23 protein-coding genes and 1 tRNA gene are annotated in these 23,408 nt (G+C 72.3%); 17 read left to right on the forward strand and 7 right to left on the reverse strand.

What is annotated here, in order from left to right:
* The first annotated feature begins 166 nt into the window (after positions 1–166).
* Positions 167–1,618, forward strand: a complete 1,452-nt coding sequence (locus tag AB0G20_RS03710; protein WP_361295215.1) for a hypothetical protein — start codon at positions 167–169, stop codon at positions 1,616–1,618.
* 42 nt (positions 1,619–1,660) lie between these two features.
* On the opposite strand, the gene AB0G20_RS03715 is transcribed toward AB0G20_RS03710, so the two are convergent.
* The gene (locus AB0G20_RS03715; RefSeq protein WP_361295218.1) at positions 1,661–2,284 is read right to left on the reverse strand and encodes a histidine phosphatase family protein; all 624 of its coding nucleotides are present in this window, start codon (positions 2,282–2,284) and stop codon (positions 1,661–1,663) included.
* A gap of 187 nt (positions 2,285–2,471) precedes the next feature.
* Between AB0G20_RS03715 and AB0G20_RS03720 the strand changes: the two genes are divergently transcribed.
* The 7 genes from AB0G20_RS03720 (at position 2,472) to AB0G20_RS03750 (ending at position 8,925) form a co-directional block, all read left to right on the forward strand.
* Positions 2,472–3,425, forward strand: coding sequence for a phosphatase PAP2 family protein (locus AB0G20_RS03720; RefSeq protein WP_361295221.1), 954 nt, complete (start codon positions 2,472–2,474; stop codon positions 3,423–3,425).
* Positions 3,376–4,497 (forward strand): hypothetical protein, encoded by a 1,122-nt coding sequence (locus tag AB0G20_RS03725; RefSeq protein ID WP_361295224.1) that lies wholly within the window; start codon positions 3,376–3,378, stop codon positions 4,495–4,497. The genes AB0G20_RS03720 and AB0G20_RS03725 overlap by 50 nt, the downstream gene beginning before the upstream one ends.
* On the forward strand, positions 4,488–6,080 hold the full coding sequence (locus AB0G20_RS03730) for a hypothetical protein (protein ID WP_361295227.1): 1,593 nt from the start codon (positions 4,488–4,490) through the stop codon (positions 6,078–6,080). The genes AB0G20_RS03725 and AB0G20_RS03730 overlap by 10 nt, the downstream gene beginning before the upstream one ends.
* A complete protein-coding gene (locus tag AB0G20_RS03735) occupies positions 6,077–7,411 on the forward strand; it encodes an AAA domain-containing protein (protein ID WP_361295230.1) in 1,335 nt (444 codons plus the stop codon). The genes AB0G20_RS03730 and AB0G20_RS03735 overlap by 4 nt, the downstream gene beginning before the upstream one ends.
* Positions 7,412–7,774: 363 nt before the next feature.
* A complete protein-coding gene (locus AB0G20_RS03740) occupies positions 7,775–8,143 on the forward strand; it encodes a hypothetical protein (RefSeq protein ID WP_175432749.1) in 369 nt (122 codons plus the stop codon).
* Between the two features lie 124 nt (positions 8,144–8,267).
* Positions 8,268–8,861, forward strand: coding sequence for a bifunctional DNA primase/polymerase (locus AB0G20_RS03745; RefSeq protein WP_361295235.1), 594 nt, complete (start codon positions 8,268–8,270; stop codon positions 8,859–8,861).
* Positions 8,852–8,925 (forward strand) — tRNA-Lys (locus tag AB0G20_RS03750). Before AB0G20_RS03745 ends, AB0G20_RS03750 begins: the two co-directional genes overlap by 10 nt.
* A 76-nt stretch (positions 8,926–9,001) precedes the next feature.
* Here AB0G20_RS03750 and AB0G20_RS03755 read toward each other — a convergent pair.
* Positions 9,002–10,297 carry a M6 family metalloprotease domain-containing protein gene (locus AB0G20_RS03755; protein WP_361295238.1) on the reverse strand — a complete coding sequence of 432 codons (1,296 nt, stop codon included), beginning with the start codon at positions 10,295–10,297 and terminating at the stop codon, positions 9,002–9,004.
* Positions 10,298–10,574: 277 nt separating this feature from the next.
* On the opposite strand from AB0G20_RS03755, the gene AB0G20_RS03760 reads away from it, so the two are divergent.
* Positions 10,575–12,440, forward strand: coding sequence for an EAL domain-containing protein (locus AB0G20_RS03760; protein WP_361295241.1), 1,866 nt, complete (start codon positions 10,575–10,577; stop codon positions 12,438–12,440).
* Here the strand turns inward: AB0G20_RS03760 and AB0G20_RS03765 are convergent.
* Positions 12,410–13,507, reverse strand: coding sequence for an LLM class flavin-dependent oxidoreductase (locus AB0G20_RS03765; RefSeq protein ID WP_361295244.1), 1,098 nt, complete (start codon positions 13,505–13,507; stop codon positions 12,410–12,412). The genes AB0G20_RS03760 and AB0G20_RS03765 overlap by 31 nt on opposite strands.
* A 91-nt stretch (positions 13,508–13,598) precedes the next feature.
* Positions 13,599–13,868, reverse strand: a complete 270-nt coding sequence (locus AB0G20_RS03770) for a hypothetical protein (RefSeq protein ID WP_361295247.1) — start codon at positions 13,866–13,868, stop codon at positions 13,599–13,601.
* Positions 13,869–14,175: 307 nt separating this feature from the next.
* Here AB0G20_RS03770 and AB0G20_RS03775 point away from each other — a divergent pair, with 307 nt between their 5' ends.
* A complete protein-coding gene (locus AB0G20_RS03775; RefSeq protein ID WP_361295250.1) occupies positions 14,176–14,448 on the forward strand; it encodes a hypothetical protein in 273 nt (90 codons plus the stop codon).
* A 168-nt stretch (positions 14,449–14,616) separates the two neighbouring features.
* Here the strand turns inward: AB0G20_RS03775 and AB0G20_RS03780 are convergent, their stop codons facing one another.
* Both AB0G20_RS03780 and AB0G20_RS03785 read right to left on the reverse strand, forming a co-directional pair.
* Positions 14,617–15,348, reverse strand: coding sequence for an aspartate/glutamate racemase family protein (locus AB0G20_RS03780; protein WP_361295253.1), 732 nt, complete (start codon positions 15,346–15,348; stop codon positions 14,617–14,619).
* On the reverse strand, positions 15,345–16,160 hold the full coding sequence (locus AB0G20_RS03785) for an aspartate/glutamate racemase family protein (RefSeq protein ID WP_361295256.1): 816 nt from the start codon (positions 16,158–16,160) through the stop codon (positions 15,345–15,347). The genes AB0G20_RS03780 and AB0G20_RS03785 overlap by 4 nt, the downstream gene beginning before the upstream one ends.
* A 197-nt stretch (positions 16,161–16,357) precedes the next feature.
* Here AB0G20_RS03785 and AB0G20_RS03790 point away from each other — a divergent pair, with 197 nt between their 5' ends.
* Both AB0G20_RS03790 and AB0G20_RS03795 read left to right on the forward strand, forming a co-directional pair.
* Complete coding sequence (locus tag AB0G20_RS03790; protein ID WP_361295259.1) at positions 16,358–17,305, forward strand: D-2-hydroxyacid dehydrogenase; 948 nt, start codon at positions 16,358–16,360, stop codon at positions 17,303–17,305.
* 17 nt (positions 17,306–17,322) lie between these two features.
* Positions 17,323–18,732 carry an amidase gene (locus tag AB0G20_RS03795; RefSeq protein ID WP_361295262.1) on the forward strand — a complete coding sequence of 470 codons (1,410 nt, stop codon included), beginning with the start codon at positions 17,323–17,325 and terminating at the stop codon, positions 18,730–18,732.
* Here AB0G20_RS03795 and AB0G20_RS03800 read toward each other — a convergent pair.
* The gene (locus AB0G20_RS03800) at positions 18,713–19,207 is read right to left on the reverse strand and encodes a DUF3830 family protein (RefSeq protein ID WP_361295265.1); all 495 of its coding nucleotides are present in this window, start codon (positions 19,205–19,207) and stop codon (positions 18,713–18,715) included. The genes AB0G20_RS03795 and AB0G20_RS03800 overlap by 20 nt on opposite strands.
* Positions 19,208–19,314: 107 nt before the next feature.
* Here AB0G20_RS03800 and ehuB point away from each other — a divergent pair, with 107 nt between their 5' ends.
* The 5 genes from ehuB (at position 19,315) to AB0G20_RS03825 (ending at position 23,323) form a co-directional block, all read left to right on the forward strand.
* Positions 19,315–20,244 carry an ectoine/hydroxyectoine ABC transporter substrate-binding protein EhuB gene (ehuB, locus tag AB0G20_RS03805; RefSeq protein WP_361295268.1) on the forward strand — a complete coding sequence of 310 codons (930 nt, stop codon included), beginning with the start codon at positions 19,315–19,317 and terminating at the stop codon, positions 20,242–20,244.
* On the forward strand, positions 20,241–20,942 hold the full coding sequence (gene ehuC, locus AB0G20_RS03810) for an ectoine/hydroxyectoine ABC transporter permease subunit EhuC (protein ID WP_361295271.1): 702 nt from the start codon (positions 20,241–20,243) through the stop codon (positions 20,940–20,942). Before ehuB ends, ehuC begins: the two co-directional genes overlap by 4 nt.
* Positions 20,939–21,592: an ectoine/hydroxyectoine ABC transporter permease subunit EhuD gene (ehuD, locus tag AB0G20_RS03815; protein WP_361295274.1), complete on the forward strand. Its 654-nt coding sequence runs from the start codon at positions 20,939–20,941 to the stop codon at positions 21,590–21,592. The genes ehuC and ehuD overlap by 4 nt, the downstream gene beginning before the upstream one ends.
* Positions 21,582–22,367: an ectoine/hydroxyectoine ABC transporter ATP-binding protein EhuA gene (ehuA, locus tag AB0G20_RS03820; protein WP_361295277.1), complete on the forward strand. Its 786-nt coding sequence runs from the start codon at positions 21,582–21,584 to the stop codon at positions 22,365–22,367. The genes ehuD and ehuA overlap by 11 nt, the downstream gene beginning before the upstream one ends.
* 197 nt (positions 22,368–22,564) lie before the next feature.
* On the forward strand, positions 22,565–23,323 hold the full coding sequence (locus tag AB0G20_RS03825; protein ID WP_361295280.1) for an IclR family transcriptional regulator C-terminal domain-containing protein: 759 nt from the start codon (positions 22,565–22,567) through the stop codon (positions 23,321–23,323).
* The last annotated feature ends 85 nt before the right edge of the window (positions 23,324–23,408 follow it).

A 23,408-nucleotide genomic window follows, 5' to 3' on the forward strand; every position in this document is an offset into this window, starting at 1 on the left:
GCAGATCACGGATGAGATATCCGGTTTGTAGCCAAACCCAGCGTGGTGGCTCCATCACAGCAGGTACGTTCTTGCTCGCCGGACACGGGGCAGACCATGCGGACAACTCGCAACACGTCGCCCTGAACCCGGCATGGTTCGACGGTTCGCACGGGAGGACCCGGCCATGGCGTCGTCAACGGTGACCTCGTCTCAACCCAACCGGCCGCCACGGCCGAACCTCGTCTTCCGGCGACTGCGCGGACAGCGCTCGCCGGCCGAGTTCGCCGCGGCGATCCGCCGGGCCGGGCTCGAGATCGGCGAGCAGGTCAGCTGTGACGCGCGGTACATCGGCCGGGTCGAGGCGGGCGAGATCCGCTGCCCCAACTACGCATACGAACGGGTGTTCCTGCACATGTTCCCAGGCCGCACACTCACCGACCTGGGGTTCGCGCCCCGCTCGTCGGTACGCGGACGCCGGGCGCGCGACACCGAGGACGCGCCCCCGACGCGCACCGCGAACCCGGCAAACGCCACGAGTGAGACCAGCGGGGCGTGTGAGCCGTATGAAACGCAGAACCCGTACGACCCGCACCACCCGCACGACACCTACGAGGAGAGCGACGTGCTACGTCGCGCGTTCATGACCGGCGGAGGCGCCACGGTGGCCGCCGCCTCACTGGGGCCTGTCGGCCTCGCCCTCGACGCCGCGGCGGCACAGCGCCCCGTGCACCGCGCCGGGGCGAGCGACGCGGGTGCCCTGGAAGAAGCCGTCCGCCGGATCCGGCTGCTCGACGACCGGCACGGGGCCGACGGCCTCTACCGCCGCGCCGCCGCCCCGCTGCGCGCCGCCTACGCCCTGCTGGACGCCGGCGCGACCCGGCAGACGACCGCCGACCGGCTCTACTCCGGCGCCGGTGAACTGGCCATCTCCGTGGGCTGGCTGGCCCACGACTCGGGGCGCTTCGACGACGCCCGCTCCCATTACGCGGAGGCCCTGGCGACCGCCCGGATGACCGGGGACCCGGGACTGGAGGCGCACGCGTTCTGCAACACGGCGTTCCTCGCGCGCGACGCGGGCCGGCCGCGCGAGGCGGTCCGGGCCGCCCAGGCCGCGCAGCGGGTCGCCCGGCCCGTGGGCTCGGCCCGGCTGATGTCGCTGCTCGCGCTGCGCGAGGCGGGCGGCTGGGCGGGGCTCGCCGACCGGGTCGGCTGCGAACAGGCACTGGCCCGGGCGCAGGCCTACTTCGAACGCGGCCCCTCGGACGCCGACCCCGAGTGGATGAGCTTCTACGGGGAGGCCGAACTCGAGGGCCTGGAGGCGCAGTGCTGGTCCACGCTCGGCGACTGGCCCCGGGCGGCACGGCACGCGCGCCGGGCCGCCGAGCTCCAGGATCCCCACTTCACGCGGAACATCGCCCTGTACACGGCGGAGCTGGCGGACGACCTCGCCCGCGGTGGCCGGCCGGACGAGGCGGCGGTGGCGGGGATGCGGGTGCTGGATCTGCTGGAGGAGGTCCAGTCGTCCCGCGTCCAGACCATGCTGGCGGCCACGGCGCGGGTGCTGTCACCGCACCGCAGGGCGTCCGGGGTGTCGGCGTTCCTGGAGAGGCACGCCTCGTCGCCGCGCATGGCCTAGGGAGGCGTCCCAGGACAGCACACCCAGGGACTGTCGCGAACGTCACGTCTGCCGTGCGACGTCCGGCCCTCCCTGGTCGAGGTGCCCCAGGTCGTTCCAGCTCTCGATCGCCGGCTCCCCGTAGGCCCAGCCCAGCACCGACAGCGAGGTCGGGTTCAGCCGTATCCGGGCCGCGAAGTCGATCGGGAGGCCGAGCCACCGCGCCCCGAGGGAGCGCAGGATGTGCCCGTGGGCGAAGACCAGGACATCGCGGTCCTCGGAGCGGGCCCAGGAGACCACCTCGTCGGCCCGGGCCGTGACCTCGGCGAGCGACTCCCCGCCCGGGACACCGTCGCGCCAGATCAGCCAGCCGGGCCGGACGGCCTGGATGTCCGCGGGGGTCATGCCTTCGTACGTCCCGTAGTCCCACTCCAGCAACGCGTCCCAGGTACGCGCGCGGTCGCCGAAGCCGGCCAGTTCGCAGGTCTCACGCGCGCGTGCCAGCGGGCTGGTGCGCACCTCGACGCCGGCCAGGCCGTCGTACGGCGCCCGGTGCAGGCGCTCGCCGAGCAGCTTCGCGCCGCGTCGTCCTTCCTCCAGGAGCGGCACGTCGGTCCTGCCCGTGTGCTTGCCGGACAGGGACCACTCGGTCTGTCCGTGGCGGGCCAGCAGGATGCGCGCAGACATGAGGCACCTTTCCGGAAGAACAACGCAAGGGGAACTCCTCCATCATCGCGCACGCCCGCCGCGGGCAACCCGGGGGGCGATCTCTGCGTCTTTGAGGGCCGGAGGCGCCCCCCGGGGCGCGCGCCCACGCCGTAAAGTGGCACGGCCGACCGGGCTACGCGTGATGACGAAGGGGGAGGACGATCGGATGCCGCACACCGAGACACCGGGCACCGAGGCGGCCCCCGCGCCCAGGCTGCGCTGGTGGACCGAGCTGCCGCTCATCCTGCTGGTGTACGCGTTCTACTCGGCCGGCCGGCTCCTCGCCCGCGGCGACGTCTCCGGCGCCGTCGACCACGGTCTGACGATCCTGCGCTTCGAGAAGGCGCTGTATCTCAACTTCGAGCACCCGCTCAACCGCCTCTTCACGCGCGAGGCCTGGATAGGCATACCCGCCGACTTCTGGTACGCGTCGCTGCACTACCTGGTCACACCGGCCGTCCTGGTGTGGCTCTTCCGCTCCCGGGCCGTGCGGTACCGCGCCGCGCGCACCTGGCTGATGACGTCCACCCTCATCGGCCTGATCGGCTTCACACTGCTGCCGACCTGCCCGCCCCGGCTCCTCGACGCGAGCCACGGCTTCGTGGACACGATGGCGCAGTACAGCTCCTACGGCTGGTGGGGCGGCGCGGCGAGCGCACCGCGCGGCATGGGGGACATGACCAACCAGTACGCGGCCATGCCGAGTCTGCACGTGGGCTGGGCCCTGTGGTGCGGAGTGATGCTGTGGCGCCACGGCGGTACGCGCGCGGCGAAGGCGGCCGGTGTCGCCTACCCGCTGATCACGACGATCGTCGTCATGGGCACCGCCAACCACTACTTCCTCGACGCGGCCGCGGGCGCGGCCGTCATGGGGGCCGGGCTGCTGCTGGCACCCTTCGTGATGCGCACCGCGGACCGGGTCAAGGCACGGTTCGTGCCGGCGGCCGCACCGGTCACGGCGGACTCTTCCGCCGCGGGTTCCTCGATTGTCAGTGCCGGATGCCAGACTTCCGCGGGTGAGCGAATTCCACGGCAGCGCGAGTCGCGGTCCGGAGCGGGAGCCGAGCCGGGTGCCTCTCCCCAGGACGCGGGGGACGGGGCTCCGGCAGCGGCTCGCTGAGCTGCGCGGCCCCGACGTACCCGCGAAGGCGCTGGACGCGCGCGCCCTGGCGGCCCTGGCCGCCAACCCCGGTTGTGCGCGGCGCGCGATCCTCGACGGCGCCGGGGTGAACAAGGCGGCCCTGGCGAGCGCGCTGGGCTCGCCGTCGGCCTTCGGGCAGTCGCAGTTCGCGCTCACCAGAGGCAACGCCTTCGAGGCGAAGGTCAAGGCCGACGGCGGCGCGGAGCTGCTGCGGCTGGTGCATGAGAAGCTCGACGGGTCCGCCGAGCCGCCCGCCGACGCGCGCGTGCCCGACCTGACGGCGACCGGCCCCCAGGGGCGCACGGCCCGCACGGAGCTGGAACTGCGGGAGGCCACCGCGCACCCGGGCGTGTGGACGCTGCTCGACCATCCCATGCTCGCGCTGGACGTCGCGGGCTCCGCCGCGTTCCTGGAGCCGGACGCGGTGGTGGTGCATCCGGACGGCAGCTGGACGGTGGTGGAGATCAAGTCCTTCCCGCTGCTGGACGGTTCGGCGGACCCGGCGAAGGTCGGGGCGGCGGCCCGGCAGGCGGCGGTGTACGTGCTGGCGCTGGAGGAGCTCGCGGCCCGGCTCGATCCGGCTCCGCGCGTGCGGCACCGGGTGCTGCTCGTCTGCCCCAGGGACTTCTCCAATCTGCCGGCCGCGTCGGCCGTCGACATCCGCAAGCAGCGCGCGGTGACGGCCCGTCAGCTGGCCCGGCTGACCCGCATCGAGGACATCGCCGACGCGCTCCCCGAGGGCACGTGCTTCTCGCCCGAGCTGCCCGCCGAGGAGCTGACGGCGGCCGTGGAGTCCGTCCCGGCGGCCTACGCGCCCGAGTGCCTGTCCGCGTGCGAGCTGGCCTTCCACTGCCGGACCCGGTCCCGCCAGGAGGGCGCCGTGACCTCGCTCGGGCGTCCGGTACGGGCGGAGCTGGGCGGCCTGACGACCGTGGAGGAGGTCCTCGCGGCCGCCCGCGGTGAGGCGGGCGATCCCGGCGACCCGGCCGTGGCGGCCCTGCGGCGGGCGGCCGCCCTGCGCGCCGAAGCGCTGGAGGCGGCGTGTCGCTGATCTCCACCCTGGCCCGCCTGGAAGCCGTCAGTACGGGCCGCGCCCAGCCCGCCGCCACCGTCCGGCACCGGCATCTCGGCGACCGTCCGCTGGTGTTCGTGCCGCTGACCACCGCCGGTGAGGCAGGCGCCCCGCTCGGCGCGCTGGTGGGCACCGACCGGGACGCGCCGCGTCTGCTGGCCGTCCCTCAGCCCCGCGACCGCGACCTCAGGTTCGCGTTCCTGGCCGAGCTGGCCGACATCGTGCTGCCGTACGTCGACTCGTTCGCCGAGGCCGTGGAGGCTGCCGAGCGCAGCGAGACCGACCCGGAGACCGGCAAGCGCGTCAAGGTCGAGGTCGACCTGTGCGCGGACGCGCCGCAGCTGATCGTGCCGAGCCGTGCGGGCATCGACCTCGTGCGGCTGCTCGGGCGCTCGACGCGGTTCCGGCGTACGGCGGAGCAGGATCCTGAGGCCCCTTATCCGGCGCCGCCGCGGGTGCCGCTGCTCGGCAGGTGGCTGACGCACTTCGGGGAGCGGGCCCGGGTGCCCGGCTCCTCGCTGCTGCTGGCGATGACCGACGTCCTGGGCCGGCACTGGGTGACCGGGCAGTCCACCCTGGAGGACCAGCATCTGGGCGCGCTGCTGGCCTGGATCGATCCGCCGCCGGGCGTCACCGGCGCCGAGGCCGCGCTGCGGGCCGAGCTGGAGCGGGACGCGCAGGGCCAGCTGACCTGCCCGCCGGCCGGTCCGGCGACGGACCCGGCGTTCGACAACAAGCTGCTCGCCCCGGCCATCGAGCGCTACGACCGAGCCCGCACGGCCCTCGCCGCCGCCGAGGACGGCTTGGAGGCCGACGACCGGCTCGGGGTGCTGACCGCGGCCGAGCGGGAGATCCGCGACCTGGTGCTCAGTCGCACCCGGCCCACCTGGGACGCCATCTGGCGGGGCCTCGACCTGCTGCGGGAGCTGCCCGAGGGGGCGCGGGTCGAGGAGCGCTGGACCCGCGACCGCTGGTCGTTCACCGGCCACCGCGACCGGGTCCTGGCCGGTGAGCCTCCGCAGCCGCGCCGCGACGACGCGGTCACCGCGGCCAGCAAGCTCGCCACGCGCGAGCGCGAACAGGCCCGGCTGGAGGCGCAGGAGGCCCTCGATGACCCGCTGGTGATGGCGGGCCGGCGGCTGTCCGGGGAGGCGTTCGCGGGCGAGGTCACCGACGTCGTGATGGCGTACAGCGAGGGCAAGCGGCCCAGCCCGCGCCCCCTGGTCACGGTGCGCACGGACGACCGTCCGCATCTCGGCGAGCGGACGAAGGTGTACCGGTCGCTGGGCGGGAAGCCGCAGTCGGCGGAGTTCGTCGCGGCCGAGGAGGACGGCGCGTACGTGGTGCTGCGGGTTCTCGACAAGATGGGCCGCGGCAAGGAGCCCGAGCCGGGCTCGGTGCCGGAGAAGGGCGACCGGGTCTGCTTCACGCTCTTCGAGCACGAGCAGCGGGGCGGCGCGAAGCTGCCCGACCCGGAGGAGACGCCGTGGACGCACGGCGGGCCGCCCGGCGAGCTGACGCTCGAGGCGGCCGACCCGGTGACCGAGGAGGATGTGCTGTGACGACGGTCTTCGATCCCGCTGCCGCCGCGACACAGGCCACCGACGCGATCCTGCACGACACGCTGCACGGCACCGCCCGCGGTGTCGTCGTGGACTCCCCGCCGGGCGCGGGCAAGTCCACGCTGGTCGTCCGCGCGGCCCTGGAACTGGCCGAGGCGGGCCACCCGCTGATGGTGGTCGCGCAGACCAACGCCCAGGTCGACGACCTGGTCCTGCGGCTCGCCGAGAAGAACCCCGAGCTGCCGGTGGGCCGGCTGCACAGCAGCGACTCCGACCCGTACGACAAGGCGCTCGACGAGCTGCCGAACGTGCGCAAGTCGGCCAAGGCGGGCGACCTCGCCGGGCTGGCCGTGGTGATCTCGACCGCGGCGAAGTGGGCGCACGTGAAGGTCGACGAGCCGTGGCGGCACGCGATCGTCGACGAGGCCTACCAGATGCGCTCGGACGCGCTGCTCGCCGTGGCCGGGCTGTTCGAGCGGGCGCTGTTCGTGGGCGACCCGGGGCAGCTCGACCCGTTCGCGATCGTGGGCAGCGAGCAGTGGGCGGGCCTGGCGTACGACCCGTCGGCCTCGGCGGTGACGACCCTGCTCGCGCACAACCCGGACCTGCCCCAGCACCGTCTGCCGGTCTCCTGGCGGCTCCCGGCCTCGGCGGCGCCCCTGGTCTCGGACGCGTTCTACCCGTACACACCGTTCCGCAGCGGTACCGGCCCCGGCGACCGGACCCTGGCCTTCGGGGTGCCGTCGGACGGCTCGGGCCCCGACCGGGTGATCGACGAGGCGGCCGAGTCGGGCTGGGGCCTGCTGGAACTGCCCGCCCGGCACACTCCGCGCACGGACCCGGAGGCGGTCCGGGCGGTGGCCGCGGTCGTACGGCGCCTGCTGGACCGGGCGGGCGCGGCGACCTCGGAGCGCTCCTCGGCCCCCTCCGCCCTCACCGCCGACCGGATCGCCGTCGGCACGGCCCACCGGGACCAGGCGGCCGCGGTCCGCGCGGCCCTGGCCGGCCTCGGCGTCACCGACGTGGTCGTGGACACGGCGAACCGGCTGCAGGGCCGCGAGTACGACGTCACGGTGGTCCTCCACCCCCTCTCCGGCCGCCCCGACGCAACGGCCTTCCACCTGGAGACGGGCCGCCTCTGCGTCCTGGCCTCCCGCCACCGGCACGCCTGCATCGTGGTCTGCCGAGCGGGGGTGACCGACCTGCTGGACGACTATCCGTCGACGGAGCCGGTGCAGCTGGGGACGGTGGTGAAGTTTCCGGATGGCTGGGAGGCGAATCACGCCGTGCTCGCGCATCTGGCGGAGCACCGGGTGGTGTGGCGGCCGTGACCGTGACCTACGCCGGCACAAGCCCCCACCCCCGCCGGCCGGAGGCCGGCACGCCGCCGGAGGCGGCCGATGGACACAGCCCGGATGGCTGGGAGGCGAATCACGCCGTGCTCGCGCATCTGGCGGAGCACCGGGTGGTGTGGCGGCCGTGACCGTGACCTACGCCGGCACAAGCCCCCACCCCCGCCGGCCGGAGGCGGCCGTGATCTGGCCGGAACACGGCGCGTCCCGGAGGCGGTGACGAACGCCGGGTGGTGTGGCAGCCGTATCCACAACCGCGATGCCCACTTGCGCGCCCGCGAGACAATGGACGGTGGCCCACTGGACCGGGAGGGTCAGCGCGACGTACGAGGAGGAGAAGACATGGCGGAGCCCACGCCGCGTCGGAACGAACCGCGGCTACGCCCCGCGCCCCTGCTCTTCGAGCCTGCGGAGGCGGCCTCCGACCCTGAGCACTTCTTCGACCTCGAGTCGATCGACGACCCCCGGGCCCTGCTGGCCCGGGCGACGGAGCTGACGCTGGCGTTCCGGGCCGCGGCGGACCGGGCGGTGGAGTTCCAGGCGATGGCGGCTGCGCAGCTGGCCGACCCGCGGAGGTTCGACCGGCTGACGACGGCGGACATCGCCGAGCGGGCCGAGTGGACCGAGGACTACGCCAAGAAGATGGTCGAGTTCGGGCGGGATCTGATGCGGGGCGACGCCGAGGGCCGGGGGCCCGGCGACACCGCCTGACACGGCCCCTTCCCGATCACCTGGCATATGCCAGGCGGGCAAGATACTCCCTCCCACCCCCTCCTGTCCCGAGTTCCCGCAACCCTCGGGAGCCGGTCGCTCACGGCGGGTAGACCTGGATGCCATGAGCAGCGCATGGAACGCCTCCGATGTCACCCCGGACGGGGCCGCCTGGCTCGCCTCGGCAGGAACGTATCCGCGAAGCACCCGCGCCCTCTGGGAGGAGCGGCCGGGCGCACCGGTCGTGCTGCCCTGCGGGTCGGTCTTCGACATGGTCAGCGCGCCCGCGATGTTCGGCCGGCGGATGCTCGACCGGCTGTGGGACGACGGCCCCGGCTCGGGGCCGGTCGCGGAGTTCCGGGGCCGGATGCTGCTGTTCGCCGCCCCGGGGACGGCTCAGCGACTCCCCGCGCTGCTGGAGTGGGAGGAGTGGGGCGGGCGGGACAGCCGGGAGACCAACCGTACGCACGCCGTACCGCCGCTGCTGTGCCACGGCACCGGCGACGCGGTGACCGTCCCGGCGCCGTCGGAGAGCACCTCACCCGACCGCTGCGCCTCCCGCTGGCTCGTCGCTCCCGACACCCGTCAGCCCTGGCTGCCCGGTCCCGAGGTACTGCTCTGGGCGGCCGTCCGGGCGGCCCGCTCGGGGGTGCGGATTTCGATTTTTCCTCCCGCCGACCAGGATGCTAAGGTCTACGACGTCAGCAGGCGCCGCTAGCTCAGTTGGTTAGAGCAGCTGACTCTTAATCAGCGGGTCCGGGGTTCGAGTCCCTGGCGGCGCACCGACCGGAAGGCCCCTCGCGAAAGCGAGGGGCCTTTTGCGTATCCGTGCGCGGCCTGCGGCGGCCCGCGCCCGCTTCAACGGCCCACGGCGATCTTCACCGTCCACGCCCCCGAAGCCGTACGCCCCTCCACCTCCACCCGCACCTCCTCCCCCGGCACCGTGAAGCTCTCCCCGATGCCGATCGGCGCGTCCGCGAGGGGCGGGTAGACGGAGTCCTCCCAGCACGCGTCGGTGCGCGGATGGGCGTCGATCACCTCGATGGGCCCACCCCCGGACTGCGCCCCGCCCCGCACCCGGTACACGAGCACCCCCTGCCGGCACGCGGCCTCGTCGTTGCCCACCGGCCCCCGCGCCTCGAAGGCGAGCACACTGTCGGGCCCCGTCCGCACCACCGCCAGCTTGGTGCCCCACCCGAGACCGAAGGCCGGCGCCCCCGCGGCCCCCGTCGTCGGCACCCCCGGCCCCGCCGCCAGCGGCTCCAGGGTCAGCCGGGCGGGCCCGGCGTCCTGTACGCACCGCACCTGGTGCGGATCCAGCCAGCCCAGCTTCCACTTGTGCCAGGCGAAGAGGTCGGGCGCGAGTCCGAACTGGCTGCCCATCAGGTCCCAGTCGCCGACGTGCGTGTCCCAGTCGCCCTTGCCGTCCGCGGGCCGGTGGTACAGGTCGGGCAGGTCGAACACGTGCCCGGTCTCGTGGGCGAGGACGAGCCGGTCCGGCGGGTGCTGCTCGAACACCGTGACGATCCGGCGCAGGTCGGTGCCGTCGGCCTGCAGCGGGCTCGTCAGGTTCACCACCTTGGTCGCGTCGGAGTCCACGCCGGGCGCGTCCGGGTCGGCGACGAAGTACACGACGTCGTAGCGCGAGAAGTCGACCCGGGGGTCGGTCACGGAGAGGGCGTCGCGCAGGTAGGCGGCCCGGTGCGTGGGGCTCCAGTCGCGCTGTATGTCGTACACGGTGGACGGCTTCGGCATCTGGATCCAGTGCCCCAGCGCGTGTGGGCGCAGGGTGAAACGGCCGTAGGAAGCGCGTTCGAAGAAGCGGGTGGTGTCCGGGAAGTGGTCGGCGGTCAGTTCCTGCGGCGTGGTCAGCGGGTGGGAGTCCGGGAAGGACAGGAAGACCATGACCGCGTCCAGGGCCCGGGCCGGGCGCGGATAGGCGGCGTTCCAGGTGTCCAGGCCCTCCGAGTGGTGGGCGTCGGTCCGGGTCAGGGCGCAGGGCGTGACCGAGTCGGGCTCGGCGGCCGAGGGGCCGGTGCCGAGGGAGGTGGCGGCGAGCGCCGACATGGTGGTGAACACGGCCGCGGTGCTGCGCAGTCGGGCGCGCGGAAACGGACGCGGCACGGGTACCTCCGGGTACGGTTCGCGGGACACCGCACCCAGCCTGTGATGATTTGTCGTACCGCGTCCTGTTTGCCTGCACCGGTCGGGTGAAGGGGACGAAAAATCGCGGAAGCCGACACCCCCGAAGTACTCACGGAACGTCACAACTGGTCGGGGGCCTGAAGAAGCCGTCCAGGTGCGTGCAGAAACGATCTGGCAGAAGGGCCGGTTGACCGGGAAGACTGGACACCGGCTGGAAGGCCCTGGGGCCAGCCTCTATGATCGGCACACTTTCCTGACCTTTCCTGCACGGACAGAGATCGAATACATGCGGGAGCGAGCGGTGAGCGGAACCTCCGAAGGGCCGGCGCCCGCGGCAGACCTGGACCGGCCGGTCGTCACAGAGAGTGAGATCGACACGTCTCCCCGTACCGAGCCCCCGTCCCGGCTGCCCTACCGCTCCGTCTTCACGGCCGCCCCGCTCGCCATGGCCGTCGTGGACCGCGAGGGCACGGTCGTCAGCGCCAACGACTCGCTCGCCGCGCTGCTCGGCGGCAGCCCGGACGGGCTCGCCGGGTCCGTCGCCGCCGACCTGGTCGACCTCACCTCCGACACCCGCACCTGGCACGCCTACCGCGAGGTGCTGCGCGGACGGCAGTCCCGGCTGCGCTGCACGCGCCGGCTCAAGCACCCCGACGGGCACTCGCTGTGGGTGCAGGTGACGGTCGCCCCGCTGCCCGCCGAGGACAGCGGCGTACTGCTGTCCGTCGCCGACATCAGCGCCCGCCGGGAACTCCAGGCCCGGCTGCGGCACTTGCAGATGCACGACCCGGTGACCCGGCTGCCCAACCGCACGCTGTTCTTCGAACGCCTGTCGGCCGCACTGGAGGCGGAGTCGTACGAGCAGAGCGGCACGGGCCGGATCGGGCTGTGTTACCTGGACCTGGACGGCTTCAAGGCCATCAACGACACCCTCGGCCACCGCGTCGGCGACCGGCTGCTGGCCGCCGTCGCCGAGCGCCTGATGCGCTGCGCGGACGAGGCCGGCCACTCACGGACCAGCATCCCGCTGGTGGCCCGGCTCGGCGGGGACGAGTTCGCACTGCTGGTCGAGGACTCCACGGGCACCGAACAACTGGCCGAACTGGCCGAGTCGGCGCTGCGGGCGGTCCAGGACCCGTTCGACATCTCCGGCCAGCGGCTGTCGGTCTCGGCCTCGATCGGCGTCGTGGAGCGGCACGCGGCCGGCACCACCCCCACCGCGCTGATGCAGGCGGCGGACACGACGCTGTACTGGGCGAAGGCCGACGGCAAGGCCCGCTGGACCCTGTTCGACCCGGAGCGCAACGCCCACCGCATGACCCGCCAGGCCCTCGCCTCCACGCTCCGGCCGGCGATCGAGCGGGGCGAGTTCCGGCTGGAGTACCAGCCGCTGGTCGGCATGGAGGACGACCGGCTGCACGGGGTGGAGGCGCTCGTCCGCTGGAACCATCCCCAGTTCGGCGTACTGACGCCGAATCGGTTCATCGGACTTGCGGAGGAGGACGGTTCGATCGTCCCGCTGGGCCGCTGGGTGCTCCGTACGGCCTGCCGGCAGGCCCGCCGGTGGCAGCTGGACCATCCGGACGAGCCGCCGATCTTCGTCAGCGTGAACGTGGCGGTGCGCCAGGTCTGGGACTCGGACCTGGTGGCGGACGTGGCCGAGACCCTGGCCGAGACGGGCCTCGCGCCGCACCTGCTCCAGCTGGAGCTGACGGAGTCGGCGGTGATGGGCTCGGCGGGCCGCCCGCTGCAGGCCCTCAAGGCGCTCAGCGACATGGGCGTACGCATCGCCATCGACGACTTCGGCACCGGCTACTCGAACCTCGCGTACCTGAGCCGGCTACCGGTGTCGGTGCTGAAGCTGGACGGATCCTTCGTGCGCGGCTTCCAGTACGACGACCGGGAGGCGGCCGCCCGGGCGAATCCGGCCGACGAGGTCGTCGTCGAGGCGATGATCCAGCTCGCGCACCGGCTCGGGCTGACCGTCACGGCCGAGTGCGTGGAGACCTCGGCGCAGGCGACCCGGCTGCGCAGCATCGGCTGCGACACCGGACAGGGGTGGCTCTACTCCCGTCCGGTGCCGCCGGATCGTATCTCCGAGCTGCTGGGCACGCCGGACGTTCAGGCGGAGGCGGGCGTCGGCAAGCCGTAGGCGTCGGCGATGAGTTCGTAGGAGCGTACGCGGACGTCTCCGCCGTGCGCGTTGGCCGTGATCATCAACTCGTCGGCGCCGGTGCGCTTGGCGAGGTCGTCCAGGCCTGAGCGGACCTCGTCCGGGGTGCCGTGGATGACGTTGGCGTTCCAGGAGTCGACGAAGTCGCGCTCCATGGGGCTGAACTCGTAGGCCTCCGCCTCCTCCGGGCTGGGCACGAGGCCGGGGCGGCCGGTGCGCAGCCGGACCATGCTGAGGGCGGCGGCCAGCACCTGCCGGCGGGCCTCCCGCTCCTCGTCGGCGGCGAGCGCGGAGACGCCGATGAGGGCGTAGGGCTCGTCGAGCACGGCGGACGGCTGGAAGGACTCCCGGTACAGGTCAAGGGCGGGGACGGTGTTCTGCGCCGAGAAGTGGTGCGCGAAGGCGAAGGGCAGCCCGAGGACACCGGCCAGGCGGGCGCTGAAGCCGGAGGAGCCGAGCAGCCAGAGGGGCGGCCGGTGCGGGGACTGGACGCCGCCGGGGGACGTGGCCTGGACCGGGCCGGGGACGGCGTGGATGCGGCGGTACGGATGGCCGTCGGGGAAGTCGTCGTCGAGGAAGCGGGTCAGCTCGGCGAGCTGCTGCGGGAAGTCGTCGGCGCCCTCGTTGAGGCGTTCCGCGCGGCGCAGGGCGGCGGCCGTGGCGCCGTCCGTGCCGGGGGCGCGGCCGAGGCCGAGGTCGACACGCCCCGGGGCCATCGCCTCCAGCGTGCCGAACTGCTCGGCGATCACGAGCGGGGCGTGGTTGGGCAGCATCACACCGCCCGAGCCGAGCCGGATGCGGTCGGTGTGGGCGGCGAGGTGGGCCAGGATCACGGCCGGGGACGAGGACGCCACGCCCGGCATGGAGTGGTGCTCGGCGACCCAGTACCGGTGGAAGCCGCGGTTCTCCGCGAGGCGGGCCAGGTCGACGCTGGTGCGCAGAGCGTCGGAGGCGGTGCGGCCGGCCCCTACGGTGACCAGGTCCAGTACGGAGAGGGGGACGGGGGCGCCGCCCTGTGCTGCGCCGCGTATCTCGTCTGCCGCCACGGTGGGGTGCCTCCTGCTGTGGGCCGTTTGCTGTCGTTCCGGCTCTAACAGGGGACTGTCTCCGGTTATTCCCGGGGGTGCGGCGGGAGGGTCAGGCGGCCTGATCCCAGTCACCGCGCACGGTGTCGTGCGGAGGTCGGCGGTCGGCCTTCTCGCGGGCCCGGAGGACGGCCCACGCGAGGGCGGTCGCGCCGAAGATCCACCACGGCAGCGACCAGGCCGCGGCCCACCAGGCGGCCTGCGGATCCAGGACGGCGTCGACGGCGGCGGTGATCATGGCTGCGGCCAGGCTCCAGCACAGGAGGCGCCCGACGGCGCGGACAGCGCTTGCCTCGGATCTGAGCAGGTCCGGTTCGGCCATCAGGGACCGTCCTTCATGGGGTCACAGGGCACGGGTGGCTGCGGACGTGGCCAGTGTGCACGGAATGGGCGCCTGGATGGGAACGCGCTTTCGGTCAACCGAAGTTCCGTGCGATGCGGCGGAGTTGAGGGTTCCTCACCTCTCGCGGGCCGCTATGCCCCTGTTTGCTCATCCATGCACCGATGAAGAGGTAGGGCCGATTCCGGCCTGCTTGGAAGGAGCGTTCGCGGGCATGGAGGGCCGGTGTGTCCGCGGTTCGCGTGTCAGCGTGTGCCGGCAGTTCTCGTTCGAAGGAGGTCGGAGCACCATGGACCCGGAGTCGGGCAACGCGCCCCCGGCGTATCCGGTGGCCCGAGCGGCCGCGTGCCTCAAAGCAGCGTTCGCAGTGGCTGCCGGCATGAATCTGGTCGAGGCCGTAGGGGACCCGGGCGGAACCGCCTGGTGGGCCGCTCGGCTGGCCGCCGGTGTGGCCTTCTCGGCGGCCCTCGTCTCCTACGTGGTGCTACGCGTGCTTCGGTGGCGTCGTACGAGGACCGGTGAGGCTCAGCACCTGAAGGGAACCTCGGAGGAGAAGCCGTGAGCGGCAACGGACCTCGTCTTCGCGAGCGTTGGCGCGGCGCTTGCGCGGTGGGGCTCTTCGGGTGCGTGATCGCAGCGCCGCAGGAAGTCGTGGGCTTTGCGTTCCCCTCCGTCCTGGCTCGCCCGCCTGCGGCAGTTGCCGCAGGCGGCGGCGAACAGGGCCTCGGCCTCAGGCCTGGACGATCGGCTCCCTCGTGAACAGCGCTCCCAGCTCCGGCGCGTTCACCCGCCGGTCCGCCAGGCGCAGGCCCTCCCAGACCGTGACCTGGTTGGCGGTGAGGATCGGCTTGCCGAGCTCCTTCTCCAGGGCCGGGATGTGGGCCGCCGTGTGGAGGGCCGTGTCGGGGAGGAGAAGGGCTTCGGCATCGGGGTGGTCGGAGTTCTGGGCCAGGGCGAGGAGTTCCGCCTCACCCCAGGTGCCGACCTCGGCGGCCGTGATGATGCCGGAGCTGTTGACCGACACCACCTCCACACCGGCCGCACGGAGGAACTCCGCGAAGAGCTGCGCCACATCCTCCGGGTACGTCGCACCGATCGCGACCCTGCGCGCCCCCACCTCCCGCACCGCGTGCACGAACGCGAAGGACGTGGACGACGCCGGCATGCCGGCCGTCTGGGCCAGGGCGCGGACCTGCTCCTGCGCGCCGTCCCAGCCGTAGACGAAGCTGCCGCTCGTGCACGCCCACACCACGGCATCCGCACCGGCGTGCCGCAGCTCCTGGACGCCCGCCGCGAGCCGGCCGGCGGAACCCATCTCGAGCAGCGCGTCCACCCGGTGCGCGTCCTCACCGATGTCGGTGTGCACCAGGTCCACCCGGATGTCGCTGCCCAGCAACTGCTCGATGCGCGGATAGTCGTCCTCGGCGGAGTGGCCCGGGTAGAGAAATCCCAGTGCTGTCATGTCCAGCCTTCCTGCTGCTGCTCTTCTTCCGGCAGTACGGGACCGGGGTCCGCCCCCGGCGCTGCGGGGCCGGAACGCGCCGCCGGATTGATCAGCGCTTGGTACGGCCCCACCGCACGGGTACCCAGTCGGCGCAGTGCCGCCCACATCGTCACTTGGTTGGCCGAGATCACGGGGATGCGCAGCTCGGCCTCCAGCTGGGGGATCACGTCGTACGTGGGCAGGTTGGTGCAGCTGATGAACAGCGCGTCGGCGTCGCCGCGGACGGCCTGCCGCGCCATGTCCACGACCTCGCGGTAGGGGACCTTCCAGATGTGCCGGGTCAGCCCCATGAAGGCGCAGCCGGAGATCGTGACGCCGGCCTGGGCGACGTAGGCCTCCAGCGACTGCGTCACCGAGACCGTGTACGGCGTCACCAGCGCCACCCGCCGCACGTCCAGCTCCACCAGGGCCTCCAGCAGCGCGCCGGAGGTGGTGATCGCCGGCACGGCCCCGGCCCGGCTCATCGCCTCGCACATCGCCCGCTCGCCCATCATGCCGCCGACGAAGCTGCCCGAGGTGCAGGCGTAGGCCACGACCTCGGGGGCGATCGCGTTGAGCGTGCGGACCGCCTCGCTCAGCGTCTCGTGCTCGCTGACCAGGCGCGCCAGGTCGAGACTCACCTCGACCGGCACGAACGGTGTGCGGGTCATATGGAGCGAGACGTCGTCCGGCACCCAGCGCCACAGTTCGCGGTCGAGTGCGAAGTCGAAGGGGGCGACGACGCCGACCCCGCGCTGCGGGCTGGGCCCGCCGAGAAATGAGACGTCCATGGCAGGCACCGGCCTCACGCTGGGCAACTAGTGTGCAACGGATCGTGGGAACGCCCGTGTTGACGACGGTAGGTTCGGGTGCGAGCGTGGTCAATCCGCCCGGATCACTCCTTGGTCAACACCGGGTTAACTCGTCGTCACCGAACGGCCCCCCGGGGCCGGCCGGCCCCGCCGAACGGCTGGAGAAACGGCTGCTCATGCCCACCCCCACCCTGCTCGTCCTGGACGCCGATCCTCTCCCCCGCCTCGGCCGCCTCACCGGCCGCGCACGTATCGAACACACCGACGCGGCGGGTCTCGCCGAGCGCCTCCCGCGTGCGGATGCACTCCTGGTGTGGGACTTCACCTCGCGCGCCGTGCGCGACGCCTGGCCGGGCGAGGGCCCGCGGCCACGCTGGGTGCACACGGCGAGCGCCGGCGTCGACCATCTGATGTGTCCGGAACTCGCCGCTTCCGAGACGGTGGTGACGAACGCACGCGGCATCTTCGACCAGCCGATCGCCGAGTACGTCGCCGCACTCGTGCTGGCGATGGCCAAGGATCTGCCGAGGACGCTGGAGCTGCAGCGCGAGCGGACCTGGCGGCACCGCGAGACGCACAAGATCGCAGGGAGCCGGGCCGTCGTGGTCGGCTCGGGGCCGATCGGCCGGGCGATCGCCCGCACGCTGGGGGCGCTCGACATCACGACCGCGCTCGTGGGCCGCACCGCACGCTCCGGCGTGCACGGCCCGGAGGACCTGGACCGGCTGCTGGCCCGCGCGGACTGGGTGATCGCGGCCGCGCCGCTCACGGACGAGACACACGGCATGTTCGACGCCCGCCGCTTCGGCCTGATGCAGCCGTCCGCCCGGTTCGTCAACATCGGCCGCGGGCAACTCGTCGTCGAGGACGCGCTCGCCGAGGCGCTGGCGAGGCGCTGGATCGCGGGCGCCGCCCTGGACGTCTTCGAGGCCGAACCCCTGACCGCCGAGAGCCCGTTGTGGCAGGCCCCGGGCCTGATCGTGTCCCCGCACATGAGCGGCGACATCGTCGGCTGGCGCGACGAACTCGGCGTCCAGTTCGTGGAGCTGTACGAGTTGTGGGAGGCGGGCAAGCCGCTGAAGAACGTGGTCGACAAGCAGCGTGGGTACGTACCGGGTCACTGACGTTCCTTGGAGGGTGGATGACCGAGCTCACCGACCTGACCGCCGTACGGCTCCTCGACGGGTACCGCAAGGGCGAGTGGAGCCCCGTGGAGGCGACCCGAGCGGCGCTGGAGCGGGCCGAGGCGATCCAGCCGGAGGTGAACGCCTTCGTCCGGCTGACCGCCGAGGACGCGCTGGAGCAGGCCCGGGAGTCGCAGGAGCGATGGCGGCGCGGTGAGCCACGCGGGCTGCTGGACGGGGTGCCGGTGACCGTCAAGGACATCCTGCTCCAGCGCGGGGCGCCGACCCTGCGCGGGTCGAGGGCCGTGGATCCGGCGGGGCGCTGGGACGAGGACGCGCCGTCCGTGGCCCGGCTGCGGGAGCACGGGGCGGTCTTCCTCGGCAAGACGACGACTCCCGAGTTCGGCTGGAAGGGCGTGACGGACTCACCGCTCAGCGGGGTGACCCGCAACCCGTGCGACCCCTCGCGCACCGCGGGCGGGTCGAGCGGCGGCAGCGCGGCGGCCGTCGCGCTCGGCGCGGGACCGCTGTCGCTGGGCACGGACGGCGGCGGCAGTGTCCGGATCCCGGCGTCGTTCTGCGGGATCTTCGCGCTGAAGCCGACGTACGGGCGGGTGCCGCTCTATCCGGCGAGCGCGTTCGGCACGCTGGCGCACGTCGGGCCGATGACCCGGGACGCGGCGGACGCTGCCCTGCTGATGGACGTCATCGGCCACCCGGACTCCCGCGACTGGTCGGCGCTCGCGGCCCCGGCCGGTCCGTACACGGACGGTCTGGCGGGCGGGGTGCGCGGGCTGCGGGTGGCGTACTCGCCGTCGCTCGGCGGGCAGGTGGCGGTGCAGCCGGCGGTCGCGCGGGCGGTGCGGCAGGCGGTGGAGCGGCTGGCGGAGCTCGGCGCGTACGTCACGGAGACCGACCCGGACCTCACCGACCCGGTGGAGGCCTTCCACACCCTGTGGTTCAGCGGGGCCGCCCGGGTGACCCAGCATCTGGGCCCGCACCAGCGGGAGTTGCTGGACCCGGGCCTGCGGGAGATCTGCGCGCAGGGTGCCCGCTACTCGGCGCTGGACTATCTGGCCGCGGTGGACGTCCGGATGGACCTGGGCCGCCGGATGGGCCGCTTCCACGACACCTACGACCTGCTCGTCACGCCGACCCTGCCGATCACGGCGTTCGAGGCGGGCGCCGAGGTGCCGAAGGGATCCGGCCACCGGCGGTGGACGGGCTGGACCCCGTTCACCTACCCCTTCAACATGACGCAGCAGCCCGCGGCGAGCGTGCCGGTCGGTGTCGACGCGGACGGTCTGCCGGTGGGTCTGCAGCTCGTGGCCGCCCGGCACCGGGACGATCTGGTGCTGCGGGCGGCCCACGCGCTGTACGAGGCCCGGGTGGCCTCCGCCGGCCGGCCTAGGCCCTCCGGAAGCTGAGCGACTCCCCCGCCGCTCCCGACCTCCACAGGTCGTTGCACGCCTCGGCCATGTTCTCCAGGCCGTCGACGACCTGGCCCCAGACGATGCCGGGGACCCAGCCGACATCGCCGTTCAGCAGCAGGTTGTTGCGCTCGTAGAACAGGGCCAGGTCGACGAGGGTGGTCCCGGCGCGGACCTCGCGGTCGTAGCCGTAGGCCTTGGTCCCCAACTCCGCCCCGGCGAAGGTGAAATAGCACAGGTCGCCGGGAATCGGGGTGATGGTCGGGTTCTCCAGGGGTGGCTCGGCTTGGGCGAAGGGTGGGAAAAGGGCGTAGATCTCGTTGCGTGCGTACTTCGCGTGGTAGACGTCCCCGGCCAGCGGAAGGGAATCCCAGACGGCGGCGCAGGTGATCGGCGCGCGGTCGTCCAGCAGCCTGGCCGTGCAGGTCACGTCGCGCTTGACCAGCGAGACTTCGATGTAGCGATCAGCCATGCCCTCCATGGGAGTGCCCACCGGCGCTGCGGTCAAGAGCGCACGGGGAGAGTGCGGGGCTTGAAAAGATCGGCATAACTCGGGTTCGGTCGGGTAGCCGCGCGCCCATGGCTCCACCACAGAGAAGCCCACTCAGAGGTCCCGAACCCATATCCCGGCCCGACTCCGGGCCCACCCGCCGGTCGCTGCTCGCGGGGGTCGCGGCGCTCGGCGCGCTGGGCGCCGCCGGATGCAGCAGGGTCGCCACCGCGTCGGACGTCAAGGGCGGTGACCTGCTCGGCCGGCTCCGGGCGGCGGGCGTCGTCCGCCTCGGCATCGCCGGCGAGATCCCGTTCGGCTTCATCGACAAGAACGGCGAGCTCACCGGTGAGGCGCCGGAACTGGCCAAGGTGATCTTCAAGCGGCTCGGTGTCGACCGGGTGCAGCCCGTGCCGACCGAGTTCGGCTCGCTCATCCCGGGCCTGAACTCACAGCAGTTCGACGTCGTGGCCGCCGGGATGTACGTCAACCCCGAGCGCTGCGAGCAGGTCATCTTCTCCGACCCCGACTACCAGATGCTCGACGCCTTCATCGTGCGCAAGGGCAACCCGAAGGGGCTGCACAGCTACAAGGACGTCGTCGCGAAGAAGGCGAAGTTCGCCACCGGGACCGGCTACGCCGAGATCCAGTACGCCGTCGAGGCGGGGTACGAGGAGAGCGACATCCTCATCGTCCCGGACCAGGTCGCGGGCCTGAACGCCGTCGAGGCGGGACGCGTGGACGTGTTCGCCGGTACGGCGCTCACCGCCCGTGAGGTGGTGAAGAAGTCCGCCAAGGCGGAGGCGACCAAGCCGTTCGCGCCGCTCGTGGAAGGCAAGCCGCACGTCGACGGAGGCGCCTTCGCGTTCCGGCCCACCGAGACGAACCTGCGGGACGCCTTCAACGTCGAGCTGCGCAAGCTCAAGAAGAGCGGCGAACTGTTCCGCATCCTCCAGCCCTTCGGTTTCACCAAGGCCGAGATGACGGATCTGACCGCGAAGGAGCTGTGCGGCGGATGACCTCGGGACTCTGGGAACTCGTACTCAAGGGCATCTGGGTCACGATCCAACTGCTCGTCTGCAGCACGCTGCTGGCCGCCGCGGTGTCCTTCGTGGTCGGCGTCGCGCGCACCCACCGGCTGTGGATCGTCCGCTTCCTGGCGGGCTTCTACACCGAGGTGTTCCGCGGGACCTCGGCCCTGGTGATGATCTTCTGGGTGTTCTTCGTGCTGCCCCCGGCCTTCGGCTGGCAGTTGGTGCCGCTGTGGGCGGGCACGCTCGCGCTCGGCCTGACCTACGGGGCCTACGGCTCGGAGATCGTGCGCGGCGCGCTGAGCGCGGTCGACCCGGCGCAGAAGGAGGGCGGGATCGCGCTCAGCTTCACGCCCTGGCAGCGGATGCGGCTGATCCTGCTGCCGCAGGCGGTGCCGGAGATGATCCCGCCGTTCTCCAACCTGCTCATCGAACTGCTCAAGGGCACCGCACTGGTGTCGATCATGGGCATGGGCGACCTGGCGTTCAGCGGCAACCTGGTGCGCCTCGCGCTTCAGGAGAGCGCGGAGATCTACACGTACATCCTGCTCATCTACTTCGTGATCGCCTTCCTGCTCACCCGGGTCATGCGCGGGCTGGAGAAGAAGCTCAAGGCCGGTGTCGGGAAGAAGCCCGACAGCAAGACCCGGGCGCCTGAGCCGGTCGTGGTGGAGGGGGTCCGATGAACTGGGACTGGAGCGCGGTCTCCGACTACTTCATGCCGGACTTCTGGAAGGGCCTGGTGGTCACCCTCCAGATCCTGCTTCTCGGCTCGCTGATCTCCTTCGTGCTGGGCCTGGTGTGGGCGCTGCTGATGCGGGTGCCCTCGCGGTGGGTGACCTGGCCCGTCGGAGCGGTCACGGAGTTCGTCCGCAACACCCCGCTGCTGGTGCAGCTGTTCTTCCTCTTCTACGTGCTGCCCGAGTGGGGCCTGACCTTCTCGGCGCTGACCACCGGCGTCTTCGCGATCGGGCTGCACTACTCGACGTACACGATGCAGGTCTACCGGGCCGGTATCGAGGCCGTGCCGGTCGGCCAGTGGGAGGCGGCGACGGCGCTGAACCTGCCCTTGCGGCGGACGTGGACCGCGGTGATCCTGCCGCAGGCGGTGCGCCGGGTGATCCCCGCGCTCGGCAACTACGTCATCGCGATGCTCAAGGACACGCCGATGCTGATGGCGATCACCGTCCTGGAGATGCTGGGCCACGCGCGCCTGTTCTCGCAGGAGCACTTCCAGTTCACCGAGCCGCTGACGGTGATCGGCGTGGCCTTCATCGTCATTTCCTACCTGGCCTCCCTTGCCCTGCGAGCCCTGGAGCGACGCCTTGCCCACTGACACTCTCCCCAATCCAGAGAAGAACCCCGCCAGGAGCACCGGCGAGCTGATCCGGCTGGAGCAGGTGACCAAGCGGTTCGGGAGCAACACCGTCCTGGACCACCTGGACTTCTCCGTCGACGCCGGAAAGCACGTCACCCTGATCGGGCCGTCCGGGTCCGGCAAGACCACGATCCTGCGGCTGCTGATGACCCTGCTCAAGCCCGACGAGGGCACGATCACGGTCGACGGACAGCAGTTGTTCCCGGCCCCCGACAAGCAGGTCCGCGAGGTCCGCAAGAAGATCGGGATGGTGTTCCAGCAGTTCAACCTGTTCCCGAACATGACGGTGCTGCGGAACATCACCGAGGCGCCGGTCACCGTCCTCGGCATGTCGAAGGACGAGGCGGTGGAGCGGGCCAAGGGCCTGCTCGACCTGGTGGGCCTGGCCGACAAGTGCGACGCGCACCCGGCCCAGCTCTCCGGCGGCCAGCAGCAGCGGGTGGCGATCGCCCGGGCCCTGGCGATGCGCCCGCAGGTGCTGCTCCTGGACGAGGTGACCTCCGCGCTCGACCCCGAGCTGGTCGCGGGCGTCCTCGACGTCCTCAGGGACATCGCCCGCTCCACCGACATCACGATGCTCTGTGTGACCCACGAGATGAACTTCGCCCGGGACATCTCCGACCAGGTACTGATGTTCGACTCGGGCCGGATCATCGAGTCGGGCACGCCGGAGAAGATCTTCAGCGACCCGGAGCTGGACCGGACACGGGAGTTCCTCAGCGCAGTGCTGTGACTACTGCCTGTGAGCAGGCAGAACGTCCGACCCCTCGACTGGGGCATGCTTCTGGCATATGTCAGAGTGCCATTGCCCCAGTCCGGGGCCTCGGGAATCTTGTCAACCCCCGCTCTCCGCACGCCCTTTGCCGGTTATCGTGGAGAAGATTCGCTGTCCGGATTACGGCCCTACAGCAAGCGCAGGGGGAGACCACCGTGGCGCTGAAGCACGAGCCGACCACCCCGTACCACTCGGCCCAGGAAGCCCTGCGCGTCCTGGAGACGGTGGCGCACGGTTCCAGCGGTGTCGCCGAGGACGACATCGCCCGGCACACCGGCATCACACCGGAGCGGCTGACCGCGCTCCTGCGCATGCTGCGCCGCGAGGGCTATGTGGAGCAGATCACCGACGGCGCGTACGTCACGGGCGAGACCCTGGCCCGACTCGGCTCCGCCCACCACCGTGAGCAGGCCCTGCGCGACAAGCTCCAGCGCATCCTCGACCGGCTGCGCGACTCGGTCGGCGCCGCCGTCTACATGAGCCGGTACGTCGACGGCGAGATCAGCATCACCCAGTACGCCGACAGCCCGGCCGCGCCCAAGGTCAACGAGTGGGTCGACTTCCGCTCCTCGGCCCACGCGACCGCCATCGGCAAGAGCCTGCTCACCCAGCTCGACCACGCCGGCCGCCGCGACCACCTCGCCCGGCACAAGATGGCCCGCCTCACGTCGCGCACCATCACCAGCGACCGGCTCCTGCTCTCCCGCCTGGAGGCCCAGCCGCCCACCGTGCCCGTCCTGGACCTCCAGGAGTACGCGGTCGGCACGGTCTGCGCGGCCGTCCCGATCACGGCCGGCTCCTCCGTCGGCTGCCTGGCCCTGTCCCTCCCGGTCGAGCACGCCCACCGCCTGCGCCAGGCCGCGGACGCCCTCAACCGCAACGCGGCACCGGTACTGCTCTCCATGGCGATCTAGGGCCAATGCCGGGTGGTCCGGAGCACCCCCCGGCATTGGGTATTATTTTCTCCGTCGCCCGCCGCGGAACACGATTCCGGGGGCA

This window comes from Streptomyces sp. NPDC024017 (assembly GCF_040638895.1).
In the GTDB taxonomy this organism is placed as follows: domain Bacteria; phylum Actinomycetota; class Actinomycetes; order Streptomycetales; family Streptomycetaceae; genus Streptomyces.